Source organism: Sphingomonas sp. P3_C5 (assembly GCF_056402635.1).
On the sequence record NZ_JBFUHA010000015.1, the window covers coordinates 109,521 to 127,039 of the forward strand.

The following is a 17,519-nucleotide window of genomic DNA, read 5'->3' on the forward strand; positions in this document are numbered from 1 at the left end:
GACACCGATTTGTGCCATCGCCTCGCCATACCCAAAATTCAGATTCGATCCGGATTGGAGATAAATATGGCGACCGCCGCCGACCTCGACCGCGCTGCCGACAGCATCGACGCATTCCGTAGCGACACCCGCACCTGGCTCGCCGAGAATTTCCCGCCATCGCTGAAGGGCAAGGAGAATCCGATGGCGACGGTCGAGGGGCCGACTGCGCTTTCAGCCGATGAGGAGGCCTGGAAAAAGGCGTTCGGTGAAAAGGGCTGGGGGGTGCCGACCTGGCCCGCGCAATATGGCGGCGGCGGGCTCGATCGCGCGCAGGCACGGGTGCTCGGCGAGGAGATGGCGCGGATCGGGGCGTGGAACCCGATCGGCGGTATGGGCGTGATGATGTTTGGCCCGACCCTGCTGGAATATGGCAGTGAGGCGCAGAAGAAGGAGCATATCCCGGCAATCGCCAGGGGCGAAGTGCGTTGGTGCCAGGGCTATTCGGAGCCTGGGGCCGGATCGGATCTCGCCTCGCTCCAGATGTTCGCTGAGGATAAGGGCGATCATTATCTGGTTAACGGCCAGAAGACCTGGACCTCGGGTGGGCAATGGGCCGACAAATGCTTTGCGCTGGTCCGCACCGACAGATCGAAAAAGCATGAAGGCATCAGCTTTCTGCTGATCGACATGACCTCGCCCGGCGTCGAGGTTAAGCCGATCAAGATGATCTCGGGCGCCTCGCCCTTCTGCGAGACCTTTTTCACCGATGTGAAGGTTCCAAAGGAAAATCTAGTCGGGCGCGAAGGCGAGGGCTGGACGATCGGCAAGCGCCTGCTCCAGCACGAGCGGCAGAATCTGTCGGGCGGCGGAGCACTCAGCCGGTTGTTCGGCGGCACCTCGATGGGTGCACTCGCCAAGCAATATCGCGGCGAGGACGAGCAGGGCCGGGTGGACGATGCCGATCTGCGGATGCGCATTGTCCGTCACGAGATGGACAGCCGTGCCTTTGCCCTGACCCTGCGCCGTGCCGCACTCGAGGCGAAGTCGAACCAGGGGCCGTCGGCGGCGACATCGATCATGAAGAATGTCGGGGCGCGCATCACCCAGGATCGGGCCGAGCTTTCGATCGAGATCATGGGGATGAACGGCGTCGGCTGGGAAGGAGAGGGCTTCACCGAGGCCGAACTGACCCAGACGCGGACCTGGCTCTGGGGCAAAGCCGTGTCGATCTATGGCGGATCGAGCGAGATCCAGAACAATGTGATCGCCAAGCGCATCCTGGGAATGCTGGATCATCAATAACACGTCGTCACCCCGGACTTGTTCCGGGGTCCACTCCGTTGCGAGGCGGGATGCTGGAGGCTCCAGCGCAGGCCAGGCGGATGAGTGGATGCCGGAACAAGCCCGGCATGACGAAGGGAACTTTGAGGGACTGAATAATGGCCGTACTCAACGACGAACAGACAATGCTGCGCGATATGGCGCGCGAATGGGCGGACAATGAATCACCCGTCAGCGCCTTCCGCAAGATGCGCGATGCGGCGCCGGCCGAGGGCTATGACCCAGCCGCCTGGGCCGAGATCGGCCAGATGGGCTGGGCCGGGATCGTCATCCCGGAAATCTATGGGGGGTCGGAGTTCGGCTATCTCTCGCTCGGACTGGTGCTCGAGCAGCTCGGCCGCAATCTCGCAGCCTCACCGCTCGCCGCGACCGCCGCCGCGACGACCGCGATCGTGCTGGGCGGATCGGACGCGGCGAAGGTCGAATGGCTGCCGAAGATCGCTGCCGGCGAGGTCGTGGCGACGCTCGCGATCGATGAGGGGCCGGTCCACAATCCGGCCAAGGTGGCGGCCAGCGTCACGGACGGCAAATTGAGCGGCACCAAGGAGTTCGTTGCCGAGGGCGACAGCGCCGTGCTGTTTGTCGTTTCCGCGGTGGACGGGCTTTATCTCGTCTCGGGTGATGCCGGCGTCTCGCGTTCCCCACGCCATATGGCGGATTCGCGCAGCCACGCGCAGGTCCGTTTCGACGGCGCCAGTGCCGAGAAACTCGGCGGACCCGACCTCACCGCGAAAGTGATCGACCGCGCCACCGCCGCGCTCTGCGCCGAAATGCTCGGCATGGCTGAGCAGGCTTTTGCGATCACCAACGACTATCTCAAGACCCGGGTGCAGTTCGGCCAGCCACTCTCAACCTTCCAGGCACTGCAGCACCGCATGGCCAAGATGTTCACTGAGCTCGAGCTGATGCGCTCGGCCGTCGAGGGCGCGCTCGAGGCGATCGATGCGAACCGTTCGGATGTCGACCAAGCGGTGAGCCTCGCCAAGGCGCTCGCCGGCGATACGCTCCACCTCGTCAGCCGCGAGATGATCCAGCTCCATGGCGGCATCGGCATGACCGACGAGCATGATGCCGGCTTCTACATCAAGCGCGCTCAGGTGCTGGAGACGATGTGGGGCAATGCCGCCTTCCACCGCGAACGTTTTGCCCGCCTCAACGGCTACTGATCTCGCTTCCAGCGCAATGAACGGGCGTCGTCCGGCCGGGCGGCGCCCGTTTTTTGCGTCCTGCGCAGCAGTTCTGGTGGAAGCTTGTTTCGAATTCGGGTTCTGGCCGATCCGGTTGTTAAAGCAGATACATTTCCGCCACAGTCCGAAATGGGTATTGTTTTGCAACCACTCTTTCACTTGACGTAGCGGCAATCTCTCTATCAATTCGAGTATGCGGTACGGAGGCGTGTGACACTCCGGCCCAGGGGAGAGAGATATGCTCAGAACGCGGTATATGTCGGCGTGTGCCTTTTCAGTTCTCGCGCTGGGATTGGCGACGCCCGCCTTTGCGCAAAGCGCAGCCTCAGGTCAGGACGAGGTGGCGCAGGCAGTGCCCGACATCGTCGTCACCGGATCGCTGATCAAGGGCACGCCCGAGGATGCCGCGCTTCCGGTCGATGTGATTTCGGGCGAGGAGCTCGCCAGGCAGGGCCAGCCAAGCACAGTCGAACTGCTCAAGGCGCTGCCGACTTCGAACGGTGTGCTCGGAGATTCGAACCAGTTCGACAGCCGCTCGCAGGGTGCGGAGGGCATCGCCACGGTCAATCTTCGCGGCCTCGGGCCGCAACGGACTCTGGTGCTGCTGAACAATAAGCGCTTGGTCTCGGCCGGCAACGGGATTCCCTCGGTCGATATCAACATGATTCCCCAGGCTGCGATCGGGCGGATCGAGGTGCTGAAGGACGGTGCCGCCGCGACCTATGGTTCGGATGCGGTCGCGGGCGTGGTGAACTTCCTCACCAAGACTGACCAGAAGGGGTTCGTCGTCAGCGCCAGCCATAAATTCGTCTCGGACAGCGTCGGCGATTACGATATTTCAGCGAGCTTCGGCCATCAGGGCAACGGTTTCCGTGTGCTGTTCGCGGCTGGCTATCAGACCCGCGGCGAGCTGTTGGCGCGCGAGCGGAGCTTTGCGATCCAGCCGTTCGCCACCAACCCGGAAGGCGGCTTCACCGGCGGCGGCAACCCGGCGACGTTCCTCGCGCTCGGCGCGACCGGTGCGCCGATCACCAGCTTTACGCCTGATGCGAGCTGCGCAGCGCTGGGCGGCACCGTCACCGCGCAGAATCGCTGCGCGACCCAGTACAGCGTCTATGACGCGCTGGTTGACACCGAGCGGCGCGGCCAGGCCTATGTCGAGCTCGGCGTCGACGTCACTCCCGATATCGAACTTGAGGTCACGGCGCTCTACGGCCGGTCGACGGTGCCGCATTATCGCACCTCGCCCTCCTATCTGCTGACTCAGTCGCCCTCATCGGCGGCGGGCATTACGCAGAGCGGCTTCTTCGTGCCGGCGAACAATCCTGGGCTGATCCAGTACAAGCTACAGAACCCGACCGCGATTCCGGCGAGCGCGATCGGCGTGCTGTTCCCGACCCTGCTCTACCGGCCGTTCCTGACCGGCGGCAATCCGATGTTCGCCGATGATCCCAATGATCCCGGCGCCTCGATCGGCGAGCGCAAATCGGAAACCGCCCGCTTCACCGCGACTCTCTCCGGCAAGCTGACGGACTCGCTCGATTTCAACGTCAACGCGACCTATCAGAGCTATCGCCGCTATATCGACGGCTATGACTCGTTCGGTGACCGCGTGCAGCTCGCACTGCGCGGCCTTGGCGGGCCGAACTGCACCGGCAGCACGCCGGGCGCCAATGGCTGTATGTGGCTCAACCCGTTCGGCAATGCGATCCAGTCGAACCTGGCGACCGGCGCCACCAATCCGAATTATGTCTCGGCGGTCGCCAATTCGGCGGATCTTGCGCGCTGGTTCTTCGTCAAGTCGTTCAGCCAGGTCTATACGAACCTGTTCGTCGGCGAGGCGAGCGTCAGCGGGAAGACCGGGATCACCCTGCCCGGCGGCGAGGTGCAGTTCGGTGTCGGCGCGCAATATCGCCGCGACAGCTATGCGGTCACCTATGGCAACAACAACAATATCGCGATCAATCCATGTCGCGAGACGCCGTTGAACGGCAATGTCGGCCCGTGCCGCCCGAACACCGTCGGCGGTGTCAGCCCGCCGGCGACGGGCGCGCTCGCCTTTCTCGGCACCAATGCGAATGCGAAGGCGTCAGGCGATGTGATCGCCACCTATGCCGAGCTGCAGGTGCCGGTGTTCACGTCGCTCAACCTCCAGCTCGCTGCTCGCTATGAGAGTTATGGCGGCGCGGTGGGATCGACCTTCAATCCGCAGGGCCGCGCCCGCTTCCAGGCGACACCATGGCTGGCCTTCCGGGCCGGTATCGGCACCACGTTCCGCGGGCCCCGCAGCGAGAATCTCGTTCCCGGATCCATCACGTCGCTGCAACTGGTCGGCACCAGCTTCCGCCCGGTCGATGTGTTCGGCAACCCCGCTCTCAAGCCAGAATCCTCGACCAATTATTCGGGCGGGGTCATGGTCAACAGCGGCGGCTTCACCGCGAGCGTGGATTATTTCCACTACAAGCTGAAGAACTCGATCCTGTTCGAGCCCGTCGCCGGCATGGTCAACACGTTGTTCGGGTCGACCGGCACCGCCAATTGCGGCGTCGCGGCTTATGCAGCGCTGCAGGCCCGCTTCACCTTCAACGGCGCCTGCGGGATCACCAATGTCGCGCGGATCACCACCAAGACCATCAACGGCGCAGGGGTCCAGAACTCCGGGCTTGATATCGCCGCCAATTATCGCGGCGATATCGGCAGTGCCCGCTTCGGCGCGGGCGTGACCGCGACATACACGATCGAATACAAGACCGAGGACCAGCCGGTCGACGGGGTCGTGGTGCAGAAAGCATTCGACGCCGCCGGCAAGCTCAACTTCCAGACCACCGCCTATCCGGTGCCGAAATGGAAGGGCCAGGCCTATATCGATCTCGGCGTGGGGATCTTCGACGGACGGCTGACCGGCACCTATATCGACGGCTATCATGACCAGCGTTCGGACACGAATTCGGGGCCGTATGCGCCGCGCGCCGACATTGCCGGCGCGCCGATCCTCCTTCAGGGCGCCAATATAAAGTCTTATTTCACGGCGGATTTCAGCCTGCGCATCCGGTTGCCGTTCGATACGACCGCGAACCTGACGGTGATGAACATCTTCGACCGCGACCCGTCCTTCGCGCGGCTCGATTATAATTATGATCCCTTCACCGGCAGCGCGCTTGGCCGCAACTACAAGATCGGGCTGACCAAGAAGTTCTGATCGCGGCGCCGATTCATCCCCTGGCCCGTCACCCGCCCCCCGGGTGACGGGTCTTTTTTCGGAAGGCTCGCGTGTCCGCACGCAGGTGACGGGGGCAATGTTACGCCCTATCTCCAGTCGATGGCTAAATCCAAAAACCCGCCCGGCCTTCCGACCCGCCAGCAGATCGTCGATTTCATCACCTCGTCGGACACACCGGCGGGCAAGCGTGAGATCGCGCGCGCTTTCGGCCTGACCGCGCAGGAGAAGATCGCGCTCAAGGCACTGCTCAAGGACATGGCCGATGAGGGGCTGATCGACAGCGCGCCCGGCCGCGCCTTTCACCTGATGGGCGGGCTGCCCAAGGTCACGGTGCTGCGCGTCGCCGATGTCGGTGATGACGGCACGGTCTGGGCGGTGCCCGAGCGGTGGGAAGCGGACTCGCCTGCCCCACGCCTCCGGGTGCGCGAGCGCAAGCGCGGCGCGCTGGGCGTGGGTGACCGGGTACTGGCGCGGACCGAGGAGGCGGGCAATGGCTGGATCGCCCACCCGATGAAGCAACTCGCGCGCGGCGAGGAACTGGTGCTCGGCGTGCTTCATCAGGAGGGTGGCAAGCTCTGGCTCCAGGGCGTCGAGAAGAAGGAGCGGCGCGACTTCATGGTGTCGGATGCCGGCGATGCCGGGCCGGGCGATCTCGTGCTCGCTGAAAAGGCCGGCCGCCCGCCACGCATCACGGTGCGGGTGACCGAGCGGCTCGGCGACCCGTTCGCGCCGCGCAGCTTCTCGCTGATCGCGATCCACAAGCTGGGCATTCCGGATGTGTTTGCGCCCGAAACGCTCGAGGAAGCGGTGCGGATGGCGAAGACGCCGCTGGGCGAAGGTCGCGAGGATCTGCGCGATTTGCCGATCGTCGCGATCGACCCCGCCGATGCGCGCGACCATGACGACGCGGTCTGGGCGGCGCCCGACGACGATCCGGCGAATGTGGGCGGCTGGAAGGCGATCGTCGCGATCGCGGATGTCAGCTTCTATGTCCGCCCCGGCTCCGCACTCGACAAGGATGCGCGGCGGCGCGGTAACAGCGTCTATTTCCCCGATCGTGTCGTGCCGATGCTGCCCGAGGAACTGTCGGCGGATATGTGCTCGCTGAAGCAGGGCGTCGATCGCGCGGCGCTTGCCTGCCATCTGCAGATATCGAAGAGCGGGGAGCTGAAAGGCTGGCGCTTTACGCGCGCCGTAGTGCGGATCGCGGCGAACATCGCGTACGAAGATGCGCAAGCGGCAATTGACGGCGACATCGAGCATCCGCTGACGGATGTCGCACTGAGACCGCTCTGGGCGTGCTGGCGTGCGCTCTACAAAGCCCGGGAGAAGCGCGGCCCTCTCGATCTCGACTTACCCGAACGCCGCGTCGTACTCGATGAGAAGGGCCGGATCCTCTCGGTGGCGCCGCGCGAGCGGCTTGATGCGCACAAACTGATCGAGGACTATATGATTGCCGCCAATGTCGCGGCGGCCAAGGCGCTGGAGGCGAAGAAGGCCCCCGTGATGTACCGCGTCCATGAGCCGCCGAGCCGCGAAAAGCTGGTTGCGCTGAAGGATTACCTCAAGACCTTCGGCGTCGAATTCGCGCTCGGCCAGGTCGTGCAGCCGCGGACCTTCAACCATATCCTCGACAAGGTCGGCGACGTGGATTTCCGTCCGCAGATCATGGAGCAGGTGCTGCGAACCCAGACACAGGCCTATTATGCCCCTGAAAACCACGGCCATTTCGGGCTCGCGCTGGGAAGCTATGGGCATTTCACCTCGCCGATCCGGCGCTACGCTGATCTCATCGTCCACCGCTCGCTGGTCAGCGCCTACCAGCTTGGCCCGGGTGGGCTCACCGACGGCGAAGCGGCGTCGATGGAGAAGATCGGCGAGAGCATCTCGATGCTCGAGCGCCGCGCGATGGAGGCTGAGCGCGACACGATCGACCGCTATGTCGCTGCTTTCCTTGCCGAGCGGGTCGGGCAGATCGTCGATGCGCGGATCACCGGGGTGACGAACTTCGGCTTTTTCGCAACCGTGGAGGGAATCGGCGGCGACGGGCTGATGCCGGTGCGCGATATCGGCGGCGAATATTTCAAGTTCGACGAGGTTGGCCGCCGGCTGGTCGGCGAAGACAGCGGTACGGTTTTCTCGAGTGGACAGAAGCTGCAGTTGCGGCTGGCCGAGGCCAATCCGGTATCGGGCGCGCTGCGCTTCGAGATGGTCGACGGCAAGGCGGCGCGGCCCGATCGCGATATTCGGCCGGCGCGCGTCATCAAGCGGCGCGGCCGGCCGGCGAACATCCGACACCAGGGCAGGAAGCGTTGAGCCAGTCCGGCAATTATCTTCCAGCTGCGGCCAGGCGCGTGCGCGGGCCGGTCGCCAGGTATTTTCTCGCGCGGCACGCGCTGTCGGCGGAAGATGCGATCCCCTACACGCCGAAGACGCGGATCGAGCGCTGGTGGTTCGATCGCTTTCGGCGGCGTGGCTCGCTGCACGAAATTGGCCGGGGAAGCTTCTATTTCGATCTGCTCGCCTATCACCGGGATGCCGAGGCGATCAGGCGCCGCGCCGTGACGATCTCGCTTCCGCTTTCCCTTGCGATTGCCGGCATTGCGATGCTCTTCTATCGCCTCTGATCTCGTGGCATGATCGCTGCCAGGACAGGGAGACACGGCATGGGTGGAGCAGTAGCGGCGGCAATGGCACGGGCGAGACGCCGCGTGGTCTCGCATTTCATGTCGCGGAACGCGGTCTCGCCCGAAAAGGCGGTGAGCTTCTCCCCCGAGCGGCGGATGGAGAAGCGTTTCTTCGATCGGCTGTGCGACCAGGAGGTGATTGTGGCCGCGGCCAACGGGACCTGGTATCTCGATGTGCCGAAGTTCGACGCGTACCAGCGGAGCCGGCGTAAGCGCATGGGCATGGTACTCGCCGGCCTGGCGACGGCGCTGGCGGCGGGCGTGGGGATCGGATTGCTCGGGTAATTGTCTCTCCCGGGAAGGATTTACCCCACCCGGAACGTCAGCCCGGCCTTGGCCTGAAGCCGCTTGATCAGCGTTTCGCCCATCAGCGCGCCGGGCGTCCAGATGCCGCCATCGCCCTTCACGTCCTGCACGAGGCACAGCGCGGTTTCGGCGATCATCTTGCTGGTCGATCCATAACCGGGGTCACGGTCGCCGGTTACGACCGCATCGATGCGCTTTCCGTCCAACGTCTCGCCGATGAAGAGGATGTCGTAATAGCCATTGTCGCGGTCCTCTTTCGAGGGGCCTTCGCCGGGTTTGGGGCCTTTGTCGCTCGAGAGCGGATTGATCTTGGCGATGGCTTCGGCCGCTGCCTTGCCGATATCGCCGAGCCCGGCGACCATCATCTCGTCATAGACGAAGTCGGCACCGTAAGCCTCGCCGAGCAGGAAATTGGTGCGATGGACATTCTTGGTGTTGATCGGCGCCATGATGAAGGGCGCCACCCAGGCCTCGATCGTCCGGTCATATTCGGGGAGCAGGCCGAGCGGCTGGCTCGGGCCGTGAAAGCCCGGGGTCAGCGAGAAAGGATTGGTGAGCAGGCCGAGGATCGACGGATCGCGCGCGGCGGCCGCCAAGGTCGCCTTGAGGCTCGCCGCGGTGCCGCCCGAAAAGCCGCCCTGCATCTTGCGCACCCGGCATTTCACCCGCGGGACCGGCTTGCCGAATTTCGCTTTGGCACAATCCTGCAGCGCGAGCACACCAAGATCGAAGGGGATCGAATCGAAGCCGCAGGAGAAGACGATCCGCGCTGCGGTGCGCTTCGCCGTTTCGTGATGGGCGTCGATCATGTGGCGCATCCAGGCGGGCTCGCCGCACAGATCGACATAGGCGGTGCCGGTCTCGGCACAGGCGGCAACGAGATCGCTACCGTAAAGCTGATAGGGGCCGACTGTGGTGATCAGCACCTCGGTGCGCTCGCACAGCGCCTTCAGCGTGGCGGGGTCGTCGGAGTTGGCGACGAGCAGCACGGTGTCGGCGGGCGCGCCGATCTCGTCGCGGACTTCCTGCAGCTTGGTGAGCGAACGGCCCGCCATCGCCCAGCGCGGCGCGTCTGCGCCGGGATAGGCCTGGATCAGATATTCAGCGACCAGGCGACCGGTGAAGCCAGTCGCGCCGTACACGATGATGTCGAAGTCGCGCATGATCCAATCCTCTGTCATGCCGAACGAGTTTCAGCATCCATGCGCGATCAGTGGCCGCGCTCGGGATGATGATGGCCGCGCTTGGACCCCGAAACAAGTTAAGGCTGACGAAAAGTCAGGCCGCCTCGCTGAACTGCAGGCTCGCCAGTCGCGCATAAAGGCCGCTCTGGCCGATCAGGCTGGCATGCGTACCGCTCTCGACGATCCGGCCTTCGCTCATCACGATGATTCTCTCAGCTGCACGAACCGTTGCAAGGCGGTGCGCGATGACCAGCGTCGTGCGGTTCTCCATCAGCCGATCGAGCGCTTCCTGCACCAGCCGCTCGCTTTCGGCATCGAGCGCGCTGGTCGCCTCGTCAAGCAGCAGGATCGGCGAATCGCGCAACAGCGCACGGGCGATCGCCATGCGCTGCTTCTGGCCGCCCGACAGGCGCGCGCCGCCTTCGCCCATGAACGTGTCCAGGCCCTGCGGCAGCTTGCGCAGGAACTCAGCGGCATTGGCGGCTTCGGCGGCGGCCCAGAGCTCGTCGTCGCTCGCTTCCCATTTGCCGTAGCGCAGATTGTCGCGGGCCGAGGCGCCGAAGATCACCGTCTCCTGCGGCACCATTGCGATGTGGCGGCGGATCTCGTGCGGATCGGCCTCGGGCAACGGCACCCCGTCGAGCAGCATCCGGCCGCTATCGGGATCGTAGAAGCGCTGGATCAGCTGGAACAACGTGGTCTTGCCGGCGCCCGACGGCCCAACCACCGCAACCGTCTCGCCGGGGCGTACCGCCAGCGAGAAATCCTCGAGCGCCGAGACCTCTGGCCGAGTCGGGTAGCGGAAAGTCACATGATCGAACTCGATCGCGCCGCGCGCCGGAACGGGCAGGGCCACCGGGTTCGCCGGGGCGCGAATGTCGGAGACCTCCGCGAGCAGTTCCGACAACCGTCCCGCCGCGCCGGCACCGCGCAGCAGATCGCCATAGACCTCGGTCAGGCTGCCGAACGCGCCCGCAACCAGCCCGCCGGTCAGCACGAACGCAGCGATCGCCCCGCCACTGAGCCGGCCGGCGGCGACGTCGATCGCACCTTCCCACAACACCAGCGTGATGGATCCGAAGATCAGCCCGATGACCATCGCGGTCATGAAGGCGCGGAGCGCGACCCGCCTTTTTGCCGCTGCGAAGGTCGCATCGACTGCCGCGCTGAAGCGGGCTGCCTCGCGCTCTTCCTGGCCGAATGCCTGCACGATCTTCATCGCACCCAGCGTCTCGGTCGCGATCGATCCGACATCGGCGATCCGGTCCTGCGAGGTGCGCGAGAAATTGCGGACCCGGCGGCCGAGGATGACCATCGGCATGATGATGATCGGAATGCCGAGCACCAGCATGCCGGCGAGCTTGGGCGAGATGGTGAAAAGGTAGATCAGGCCGCCGATGCCGGTGAAGCTGTTGCGCAACGCGACCGAAACGGTGGTGCCGACCACCTGTTCGATCAGCGACGTGTCGGAGGTCAGTCGCGAGGCGATTTCCGACGGGCGATTCTCTTCGAAGAAACGCGGCGCGAGCGTGAGCAGATGGCGCTGCACCGTCCCGCGGATATCGGCAACGACTCGCTCGCCGAGCCAGGACACATAATAGAAGCGCACAGCCGTCGCGAACGCGAGGACGACCACGATCATCAGCAGATAGTGGAAGGACGAAGCGACCGACCCATTCGCGCCGGGGCCGAATCCGCGGTCGATCACCCGCTTGAAGCCGTAAGGAATCGCGATCGTAGCGGCCGAAGTGACGAACAAAGCGGCCAGCGCCGTGGCGATCTGGCGGGGATAGCGGGAGGCGTGCCCCCACACCATCTTCAAGTGGCCGAGATTCCGCCTGGATGCCGGGGCGACGGGTGACGCTGGGTCGAGCTCTGCCATGCGCAGCGCCTAGCAGTATGGAGAGCGTCCCTCAACGGGGCACAGGTTTGATTGCTTATGCTGCAACCGACCCCTATGCCTTGCGTTGTCAAATGTGTTTTCCGATATTGGGTATTCAATGCTGTACGACGCCTATGAGTTGCAGAGATCGATGCTGGCCGGCGCCAGCGCCATGGCAAATTTCGGAGCGGGGATGCTCCAGAACCCGGCCAATCCCTTCGCCTATTTCGGTGGCGGGTCGATCGTCAGTTCAGCGCTCGAAGTCTTCGCCCATGCGGCGGCGCCGCGGGGCAAGCCCGATTTCGGGCTGGATCACACGGTTATCGACGGCAAGCAGGTCGAAATCGTGGAAGAGATCGCGCTGCGTAAACCCTTCGGCCAGCTCAAGCATTTCGTCCGCAAGGGCGTGACTGGCGGGCCGAAGCTGCTGATCGTGGCGCCGATGTCGGGCCATTATGCGACTCTGTTGCGCGGTACGGTCGAGCGGATGCTCCCGGTCGCCGACGTATACATCACTGACTGGCGCGACGCGAAACTGGTGCCGCTCACCGATGGCAGCTTCGATCTCGACGATTATATCGATTATGTCATCGAGTTCATGGAGGCGATCGGCGCCAATGAAGGCGAGGGCGGCGCACATATGCTGGCGGTCTGCCAGCCGTCAGTGCCCTGCTACGCCGCCGCCTGCCTGATGAGCGCCGACAAGAACCCCTGCCGGCCGAAGACGCTTACGATGATGGGCGGGCCGATCGACACGCGTGAGGCGCCGACTGCGGTCAACACGCTGGCAACTGAACGGCCGCACAGCTGGTTCGCGCAGAATGTCATCGCGACCATCCCGGCCACCTATCCGGGTGCCGGCCGCAAGGTCTATCCCGGCTTCCTGCAGCTGAGCGGTTTCATGACGATGAACCTCGGCAGCCACATGATGTCGCACTACGAGATGTTCAAACACCTGGTGCAGGGCGATGACGACAGCGCCAATTTGACCAAGGATTTCTACGAGGAATATCGCTCGGTCTGCGACATGACCGCTGAATTCTACCTCCAGACGATCGACATTGTGTTCCAGTCGCATGCGCTGCCGATGGGAACGATGACGCATCGCGGCCGGCCCGTCGATCCGGCCGCCATCACTGACATCGCGATCCTCGCGATCGAGGGCGAGCGTGACGATATCTCGGGCCTCGGTCAGACCAAGGCAGCGTTGAAGATCGCGACCGCACTGCCGGCAGCCAAGAAGAAATATCTCATGGCCAAGGGCGCCGGCCATTACGGGATCTTCAACGGCAGCAAATGGCGCAACACCATTGCGCCCGTGCTCGAAGAGTGGATGGCGACGAACGCCTGATCGCCGTCAAATCGGACTGTATCGGCCGCGAAGGAACGCCTGAGGCAAAGCGACCGTTTGTTTGCCATCATTCTGGAGAAGAAAGATGCGCAAGTTCACGCTCGTCGCTGCCCTGATGCTTGCCGGCCTTGCTGTTTCCGGATGCCGATATGATCGTCCCGGGCATGATAGCGACCGACCGCGCCACGGACACCATCATGACGGTGATCATGACGGCCCCGGGCGATATTACTGATCGGGCGAGCCCGATCCGATCTATAGCTGATGGAGTGCCGCAGCCGCTCCGACCAATTCGAGATCCGAGCGGTTGACGATCGAAACCGGCACGTCGCCAAGCTGCCGCCGGAATGCGTCCTTCGCCTCGAGGCGGTGGCGGAACCTGGCGTCGCTCAATTGCACCTGCAGTGCGCGCGTGATCGGACCAGTCAGGTAGACGCCTTCCCATGCGCCGAAAGTGAGCACCAGATCGCCGATGAACGCGCCGAGATAGCCGGCAAACATGCGCACAGCCGCGGTTGCGGTGGCATCTCTGCCGGAAGCGCGAGTCACTTCTTCAGGGGTGGCGACCGTCTTTCCGCCTTCAGCGAGCGCGCCATAGGCTGCAACCAGGCCCGCCGCGCTGAGCATGGTTTCTGCGCTCGCGGCGCCCTTGGCGCGAACAAAGGCCGCGAATTTTTCCTCCTCGGCATTGCTCGGCGAGAAACTCATATGGCCCGCTTCGGTTTGTACCGGCACAAGCCGTCCGTCGGGTGTCGTGATCAAGGCGGCGACACCGAGGCCGGTGCCGACGCTGACAATGACATAATTGCCGCCCGGCTGAACGAGCTTGGTCGGAATCGCTCCAACCGGGGTGAAGGCGCTTTGCTGAAGCGTCGTCAGTGCCAGTGCTGTCGCCGCGCATTCATTGAGCGCGCGCGGCCGGATGCGGAGCACCGCTTCGACGCCGGAGAGTGAGATGTACCAGCGGCTGCCCGTGAGGTTGATCAGGTCGCCCCGCGCCGCGCCCGCGACCGCGAGCACGCTTGCGATCGTCGCGTCGCGAAGCCCGACCTCGTCGAGATAAGCGAGCAACGCGCTCGTGAAGGTCGCGTGCTCGGCGGTGTGATAACTCCGGACGTCACGTGGCGTAATGCCGCCCGGCCCGCCCGTTACTGCGAAACGCACTGATTGGCGGCCAATATCGGCTACCAGTCCAACCTCGTCACTTTTCATTCGATCCCCTCTCGCACCCGCGGATAATGGCGGGTCGATCCCGTGACCGCTATCATATGCTTTAACCATTACCTAGAAGCTAATGGCATCGCCCCTGCCGCAAGTTTTCAGGGGCTTGGCAAATATTGCGATCGAACGACCTTCCACCGAAAATTCAGCCCCGTACATGCGGTTAAATCAGAAATGGAAAAGGACGGGTTGTCCAAATTCTTACAGGTAAAAAGAGGGGCTACGAGTAACGGGGCCAGGCAGATAGGCGAATAGCCGCATCGGCTCGCGGGTGTGCCGGGTGCGCGATGCCGAAAAACTCCCCCAGCATCGCGGGCTCTCACCCGGCACAAATACCCGTCACTATAGGGTCACAGGACCTCGAACAGCCCGGCCGCACCCTGGCCGCCGCCGATGCACATCGTGACAACCACATATTTCGCACCGCGACGCTTGCCCTCGATCAGCGCATGGCCGGTCGCGCGTGCGCCGGTCATGCCGTAAGGATGGCCGATCGAGATCGCGCCGCCCGAGACGTTGAGCAGCTCGTTGGGGATGCCGAGCTTGTCGCGGCAATAGAGCACCTGCACCGCAAAGGCTTCGTTCAGCTCCCACAGGCCGATATCGTCCATCTTCAGGTTGAAGCGCTGGAGCAGCTTGGGAATCGCCACGACCGGGCCGATGCCCATCTCGTCGGGCTCGGTGCCACCCACCGCCATACCGACATAGCGGCCAAGCGGCTGCAGGCCGCGCTTCTCGGCGAGCTTCTCCTCCATCAGCACGCTCGAGGAAGATCCATCCGAGAGCTGGCTGGCATTGCCGGCGGTGATTGTCATGCCGGGGCCCATCACCGGCTGAAGCGACTTGAGACCTTCCAGCGTGGTGTCGGCGCGGTTGCCCTCGTCCTTGGCGAGCGTCACCTCCTTATAGGTGACCTCCTTGGTCTCCTTGTTGACGATCGCCATGGTCGCGGTGACCGGCACGATCTCCTTGTCATAATAGCCCGCGGCCTGGGCCGCGGCGGTGCGCTGCTGCGACTGGAGGGCATATTCGTCCATTGCGTCGCGGCTGATATTGTAGCGCTTGGCAACGACCTCGGCGGTGCCGAGCATCGGCATATAGATGTCCTTGTGCATCGCGATCAGCTCGGGATCGGGCGCGACATTCATCTTCGGCGTCTGCACCAGGCTGATGCTCTCGACGCCGCCGCCGATCGTGACGTCCATATTGTCCGTGATGATCTGCTTTGCAGCGGTGGCGATCGCCATCAGGCCCGACGAGCATTGCCGGTCGATCGACTGGCCGGCGACACTCACCGGCAGACCGGCGCGCAACAGCGATGTGCGCGCGATATTGCCGGCCTGATGGCCCTGCTGAAGCGCACAGCCGAACACCACGTCATCGACTTCGGCCGGATCGATCCCGGCGCGCTCGACCGCGGCCCTGATCGAATGGCTCGCAAGGGTAGGCGAGGGCAGATTGTTGAACGCACCCCGATAAGCGCGGCCGATCGGGGTGCGGGCGGTGGAAACGATGACGGCGGAACGCATGGGAGGGGTCCTTCTTCTTAAGCCCCTCCCCTTCAGGGGAGGGGAGTGAGGGGAGCTATGGGGCCGAAATGCCTCCCAGGCATTTCTCAATCATGCCGGGGGCATGATTGACCCCATAACTCCCCTCACTGGTGGGGGACTCGGGTGGGGCCGTCGTCGCGCGGATTACGCAGGTCAGGCCCCACCCCAACCCCTCCCCTGAAGGGGAGGGGCTTTCGGGTAATCAAACGAAAATCTGGCTGATCCATTCGGCGATCATCGCCGGCTTTTCCTCGCCTTCGATCTCGACGGTAAACTCGTTGGTCTGCTGCCACTGGCCCGGACGCTTCTCGGCGAATTCGATCAGCTTGAAACGACCGCGCACGCGCTTGCCGGAGCGAACCGGCTGGAGGAAACGAACCTTGTTGCCTCCATAATTGACGCCCATTTTAACGCCCTGGATCTGCGGCGCATCGGGCACTTTTGAGGCGAGCACCGGCATCAGCGACAGAGTCAGGAAACCATGGGCGATCGTGCCGCCGAACGGCGTCAGCTTCGCCATTTCCGGATTCACATGGATGAACTGATGGTCGCCGGTCGCGTCGGCGAACTTGTCGATCATCTCCTGGCTCACCTCGATCCAGTCGGAGACGGTCTCGGTGCCGATGCGGCCCGCCATTTCCTGAACGGTGATCGTCGTCACATCATTCCCCTTGCGCCGGTTTCATCACGTTGCGCTGCGCAAATGGCACTGGCGCGCGCGATGGGCAAGCCTCAGCCGACCGTAAACCGGAAGATGACCGGTGACGTAGCGTCCACGGCCCGCAAATCCATCATTGTGCGCTCCTGTTCTTCCGAACCCGACCTTCTAAACTGTTTATGCGCGCGTATCTTACAGCCTCGAGTCGCGGTTCGTCACCTCTCAGTTGGGACAGCTGACGCGAAAGAGAGAGGGTCGCTTCGTCGGACGGAGCGATCATGCCCGGTGAGCTCCTCGCCGCTACGAGATCATGCCACCCCTTGTACAAGCGGCTTCCCCGCACGCTGCTTCAGGTCGGCGAGCATCGCCTTGATCGCCCAGCGGGTGGCGGTGGTGATTGCGGCTGCGTCCATGCCCCATTGGTCGCGCATTTCGCGCCAGGCGAAGCCGCTCGCCATCAGCTGCATTGCGGCTATTGCCCAGGTCCGATCCGGCTCCGGCAAGCTCGCAGTCGCCTCAGCGAAAGCCGCCCGGTACGCGGCGACGCGCTCCGGGGTCAGCAGGTTGCGCATTGCCCGCCCTTCCGGACTTGCCATGGCGACCGTCATCTCGTCGGCCCGGGCGTCGAAGCCGGCAAAGGTCGTGGCCATGCCTTCGAGCAGTTCTTCGAGAGATTTCGGCATGCCGCGCCCCGGGGTGAGCAGCTTCCACAGGCCGGTGCGAAGCGCGCTCTGGTCCGGAAAATGGCGATAGACGGTGCGACGCGATACCCCGGCCTTTGCCGCGACATTGTCGTGGTTCAGATGTTCGCCGTTCGCCATCACCGCCAGCAAAGCCGAGTCGATSTTGCTACGGTTGGCCGATGTCGATCGTTGTTCCTGCGTCATGTCGGCTCCTTTGTAGCGTGGCACAAAATGTGTCAAATAGTTGTTGACACATTTTGTGCCACG

At 63.8% G+C, this 17,519-nt stretch carries 14 protein-coding genes; 7 read left to right on the forward strand and 7 right to left on the reverse strand.

The features are described from left to right. The first annotated feature begins 66 nt into the window (after window positions 1-66). From AC1DVS_RS25235 to AC1DVS_RS25260, 6 genes are all read left to right on the forward strand, one after another. Window positions 67-1,284: an acyl-CoA dehydrogenase family protein gene (locus AC1DVS_RS25235; protein ID WP_478027250.1), complete on the forward strand. Its 1,218-nt coding sequence runs from the start codon at window positions 67-69 to the stop codon at window positions 1,282-1,284. 137 nt (window positions 1,285-1,421) lie between these two features. Then, window positions 1,422-2,489, forward strand: a complete 1,068-nt coding sequence (locus AC1DVS_RS25240) for an acyl-CoA dehydrogenase family protein (RefSeq protein WP_478027251.1) — start codon at window positions 1,422-1,424, stop codon at window positions 2,487-2,489. 259 nt (window positions 2,490-2,748) lie between these two features. Next, a complete protein-coding gene (locus AC1DVS_RS25245) occupies window positions 2,749-5,709 on the forward strand; it encodes a TonB-dependent receptor domain-containing protein (protein ID WP_478027252.1) in 2,961 nt (986 codons plus the stop codon). A gap of 120 nt (window positions 5,710-5,829) precedes the next feature. After that, window positions 5,830-8,046 (forward strand): ribonuclease R, encoded by a 2,217-nt coding sequence (gene rnr / locus AC1DVS_RS25250; protein WP_478027253.1) that lies wholly within the window; start codon window positions 5,830-5,832, stop codon window positions 8,044-8,046. After that, complete coding sequence (locus AC1DVS_RS25255) at window positions 8,043-8,357, forward strand: hypothetical protein (protein WP_478027254.1); 315 nt, start codon at window positions 8,043-8,045, stop codon at window positions 8,355-8,357. The genes rnr and AC1DVS_RS25255 overlap by 4 nt, the downstream gene beginning before the upstream one ends. Window positions 8,358-8,396: 39 nt before the next feature. After that, on the forward strand, window positions 8,397-8,702 hold the full coding sequence (locus tag AC1DVS_RS25260) for a hypothetical protein (protein WP_478027255.1): 306 nt from the start codon (window positions 8,397-8,399) through the stop codon (window positions 8,700-8,702). 20 nt (window positions 8,703-8,722) lie between these two features. Here the strand turns inward: AC1DVS_RS25260 and AC1DVS_RS25265 are convergent, their stop codons facing one another. Next, the gene (locus AC1DVS_RS25265) at window positions 8,723-9,886 is read right to left on the reverse strand and encodes a saccharopine dehydrogenase family protein (protein ID WP_478027256.1); all 1,164 of its coding nucleotides are present in this window, start codon (window positions 9,884-9,886) and stop codon (window positions 8,723-8,725) included. A 115-nt stretch (window positions 9,887-10,001) separates the two neighbouring features. Then, a complete protein-coding gene (locus AC1DVS_RS25270) occupies window positions 10,002-11,789 on the reverse strand; it encodes an ABC transporter transmembrane domain-containing protein (protein ID WP_478027257.1) in 1,788 nt (595 codons plus the stop codon). Between the two features lie 118 nt (window positions 11,790-11,907). Between AC1DVS_RS25270 and AC1DVS_RS25275 the strand changes: the two genes are divergently transcribed. After that, window positions 11,908-13,140 carry a polyhydroxyalkanoate depolymerase gene (locus AC1DVS_RS25275; protein WP_478027258.1) on the forward strand — a complete coding sequence of 411 codons (1,233 nt, stop codon included), beginning with the start codon at window positions 11,908-11,910 and terminating at the stop codon, window positions 13,138-13,140. A 67-nt stretch (window positions 13,141-13,207) separates the two neighbouring features. Here the strand turns inward: AC1DVS_RS25275 and AC1DVS_RS25280 are convergent, their stop codons facing one another. The 5 genes from AC1DVS_RS25280 to AC1DVS_RS25300 all read right to left on the reverse strand — a co-directional run bounded on the left by AC1DVS_RS25280 (window position 13,208) and on the right by AC1DVS_RS25300 (window position 17,456). Beyond that, window positions 13,208-13,351, reverse strand: coding sequence for a hypothetical protein (locus AC1DVS_RS25280; protein WP_478027259.1), 144 nt, complete (start codon window positions 13,349-13,351; stop codon window positions 13,208-13,210). A gap of 44 nt (window positions 13,352-13,395) precedes the next feature. Next, a complete protein-coding gene (locus tag AC1DVS_RS25285) occupies window positions 13,396-14,352 on the reverse strand; it encodes a glucokinase (protein ID WP_478027260.1) in 957 nt (318 codons plus the stop codon). 359 nt (window positions 14,353-14,711) lie between these two features. Next, on the reverse strand, window positions 14,712-15,890 hold the full coding sequence (locus tag AC1DVS_RS25290) for an acetyl-CoA C-acyltransferase (RefSeq protein ID WP_478027261.1): 1,179 nt from the start codon (window positions 15,888-15,890) through the stop codon (window positions 14,712-14,714). Between the two features lie 223 nt (window positions 15,891-16,113). After that, window positions 16,114-16,548 carry a MaoC family dehydratase gene (locus AC1DVS_RS25295; RefSeq protein ID WP_478027268.1) on the reverse strand — a complete coding sequence of 145 codons (435 nt, stop codon included), beginning with the start codon at window positions 16,546-16,548 and terminating at the stop codon, window positions 16,114-16,116. Between the two features lie 329 nt (window positions 16,549-16,877). Beyond that, window positions 16,878-17,456, reverse strand: a complete 579-nt coding sequence (locus tag AC1DVS_RS25300; RefSeq protein WP_478027262.1) for a TetR/AcrR family transcriptional regulator — start codon at window positions 17,454-17,456, stop codon at window positions 16,878-16,880. Window positions 17,457-17,519: the final 63 nt, after the last annotated feature.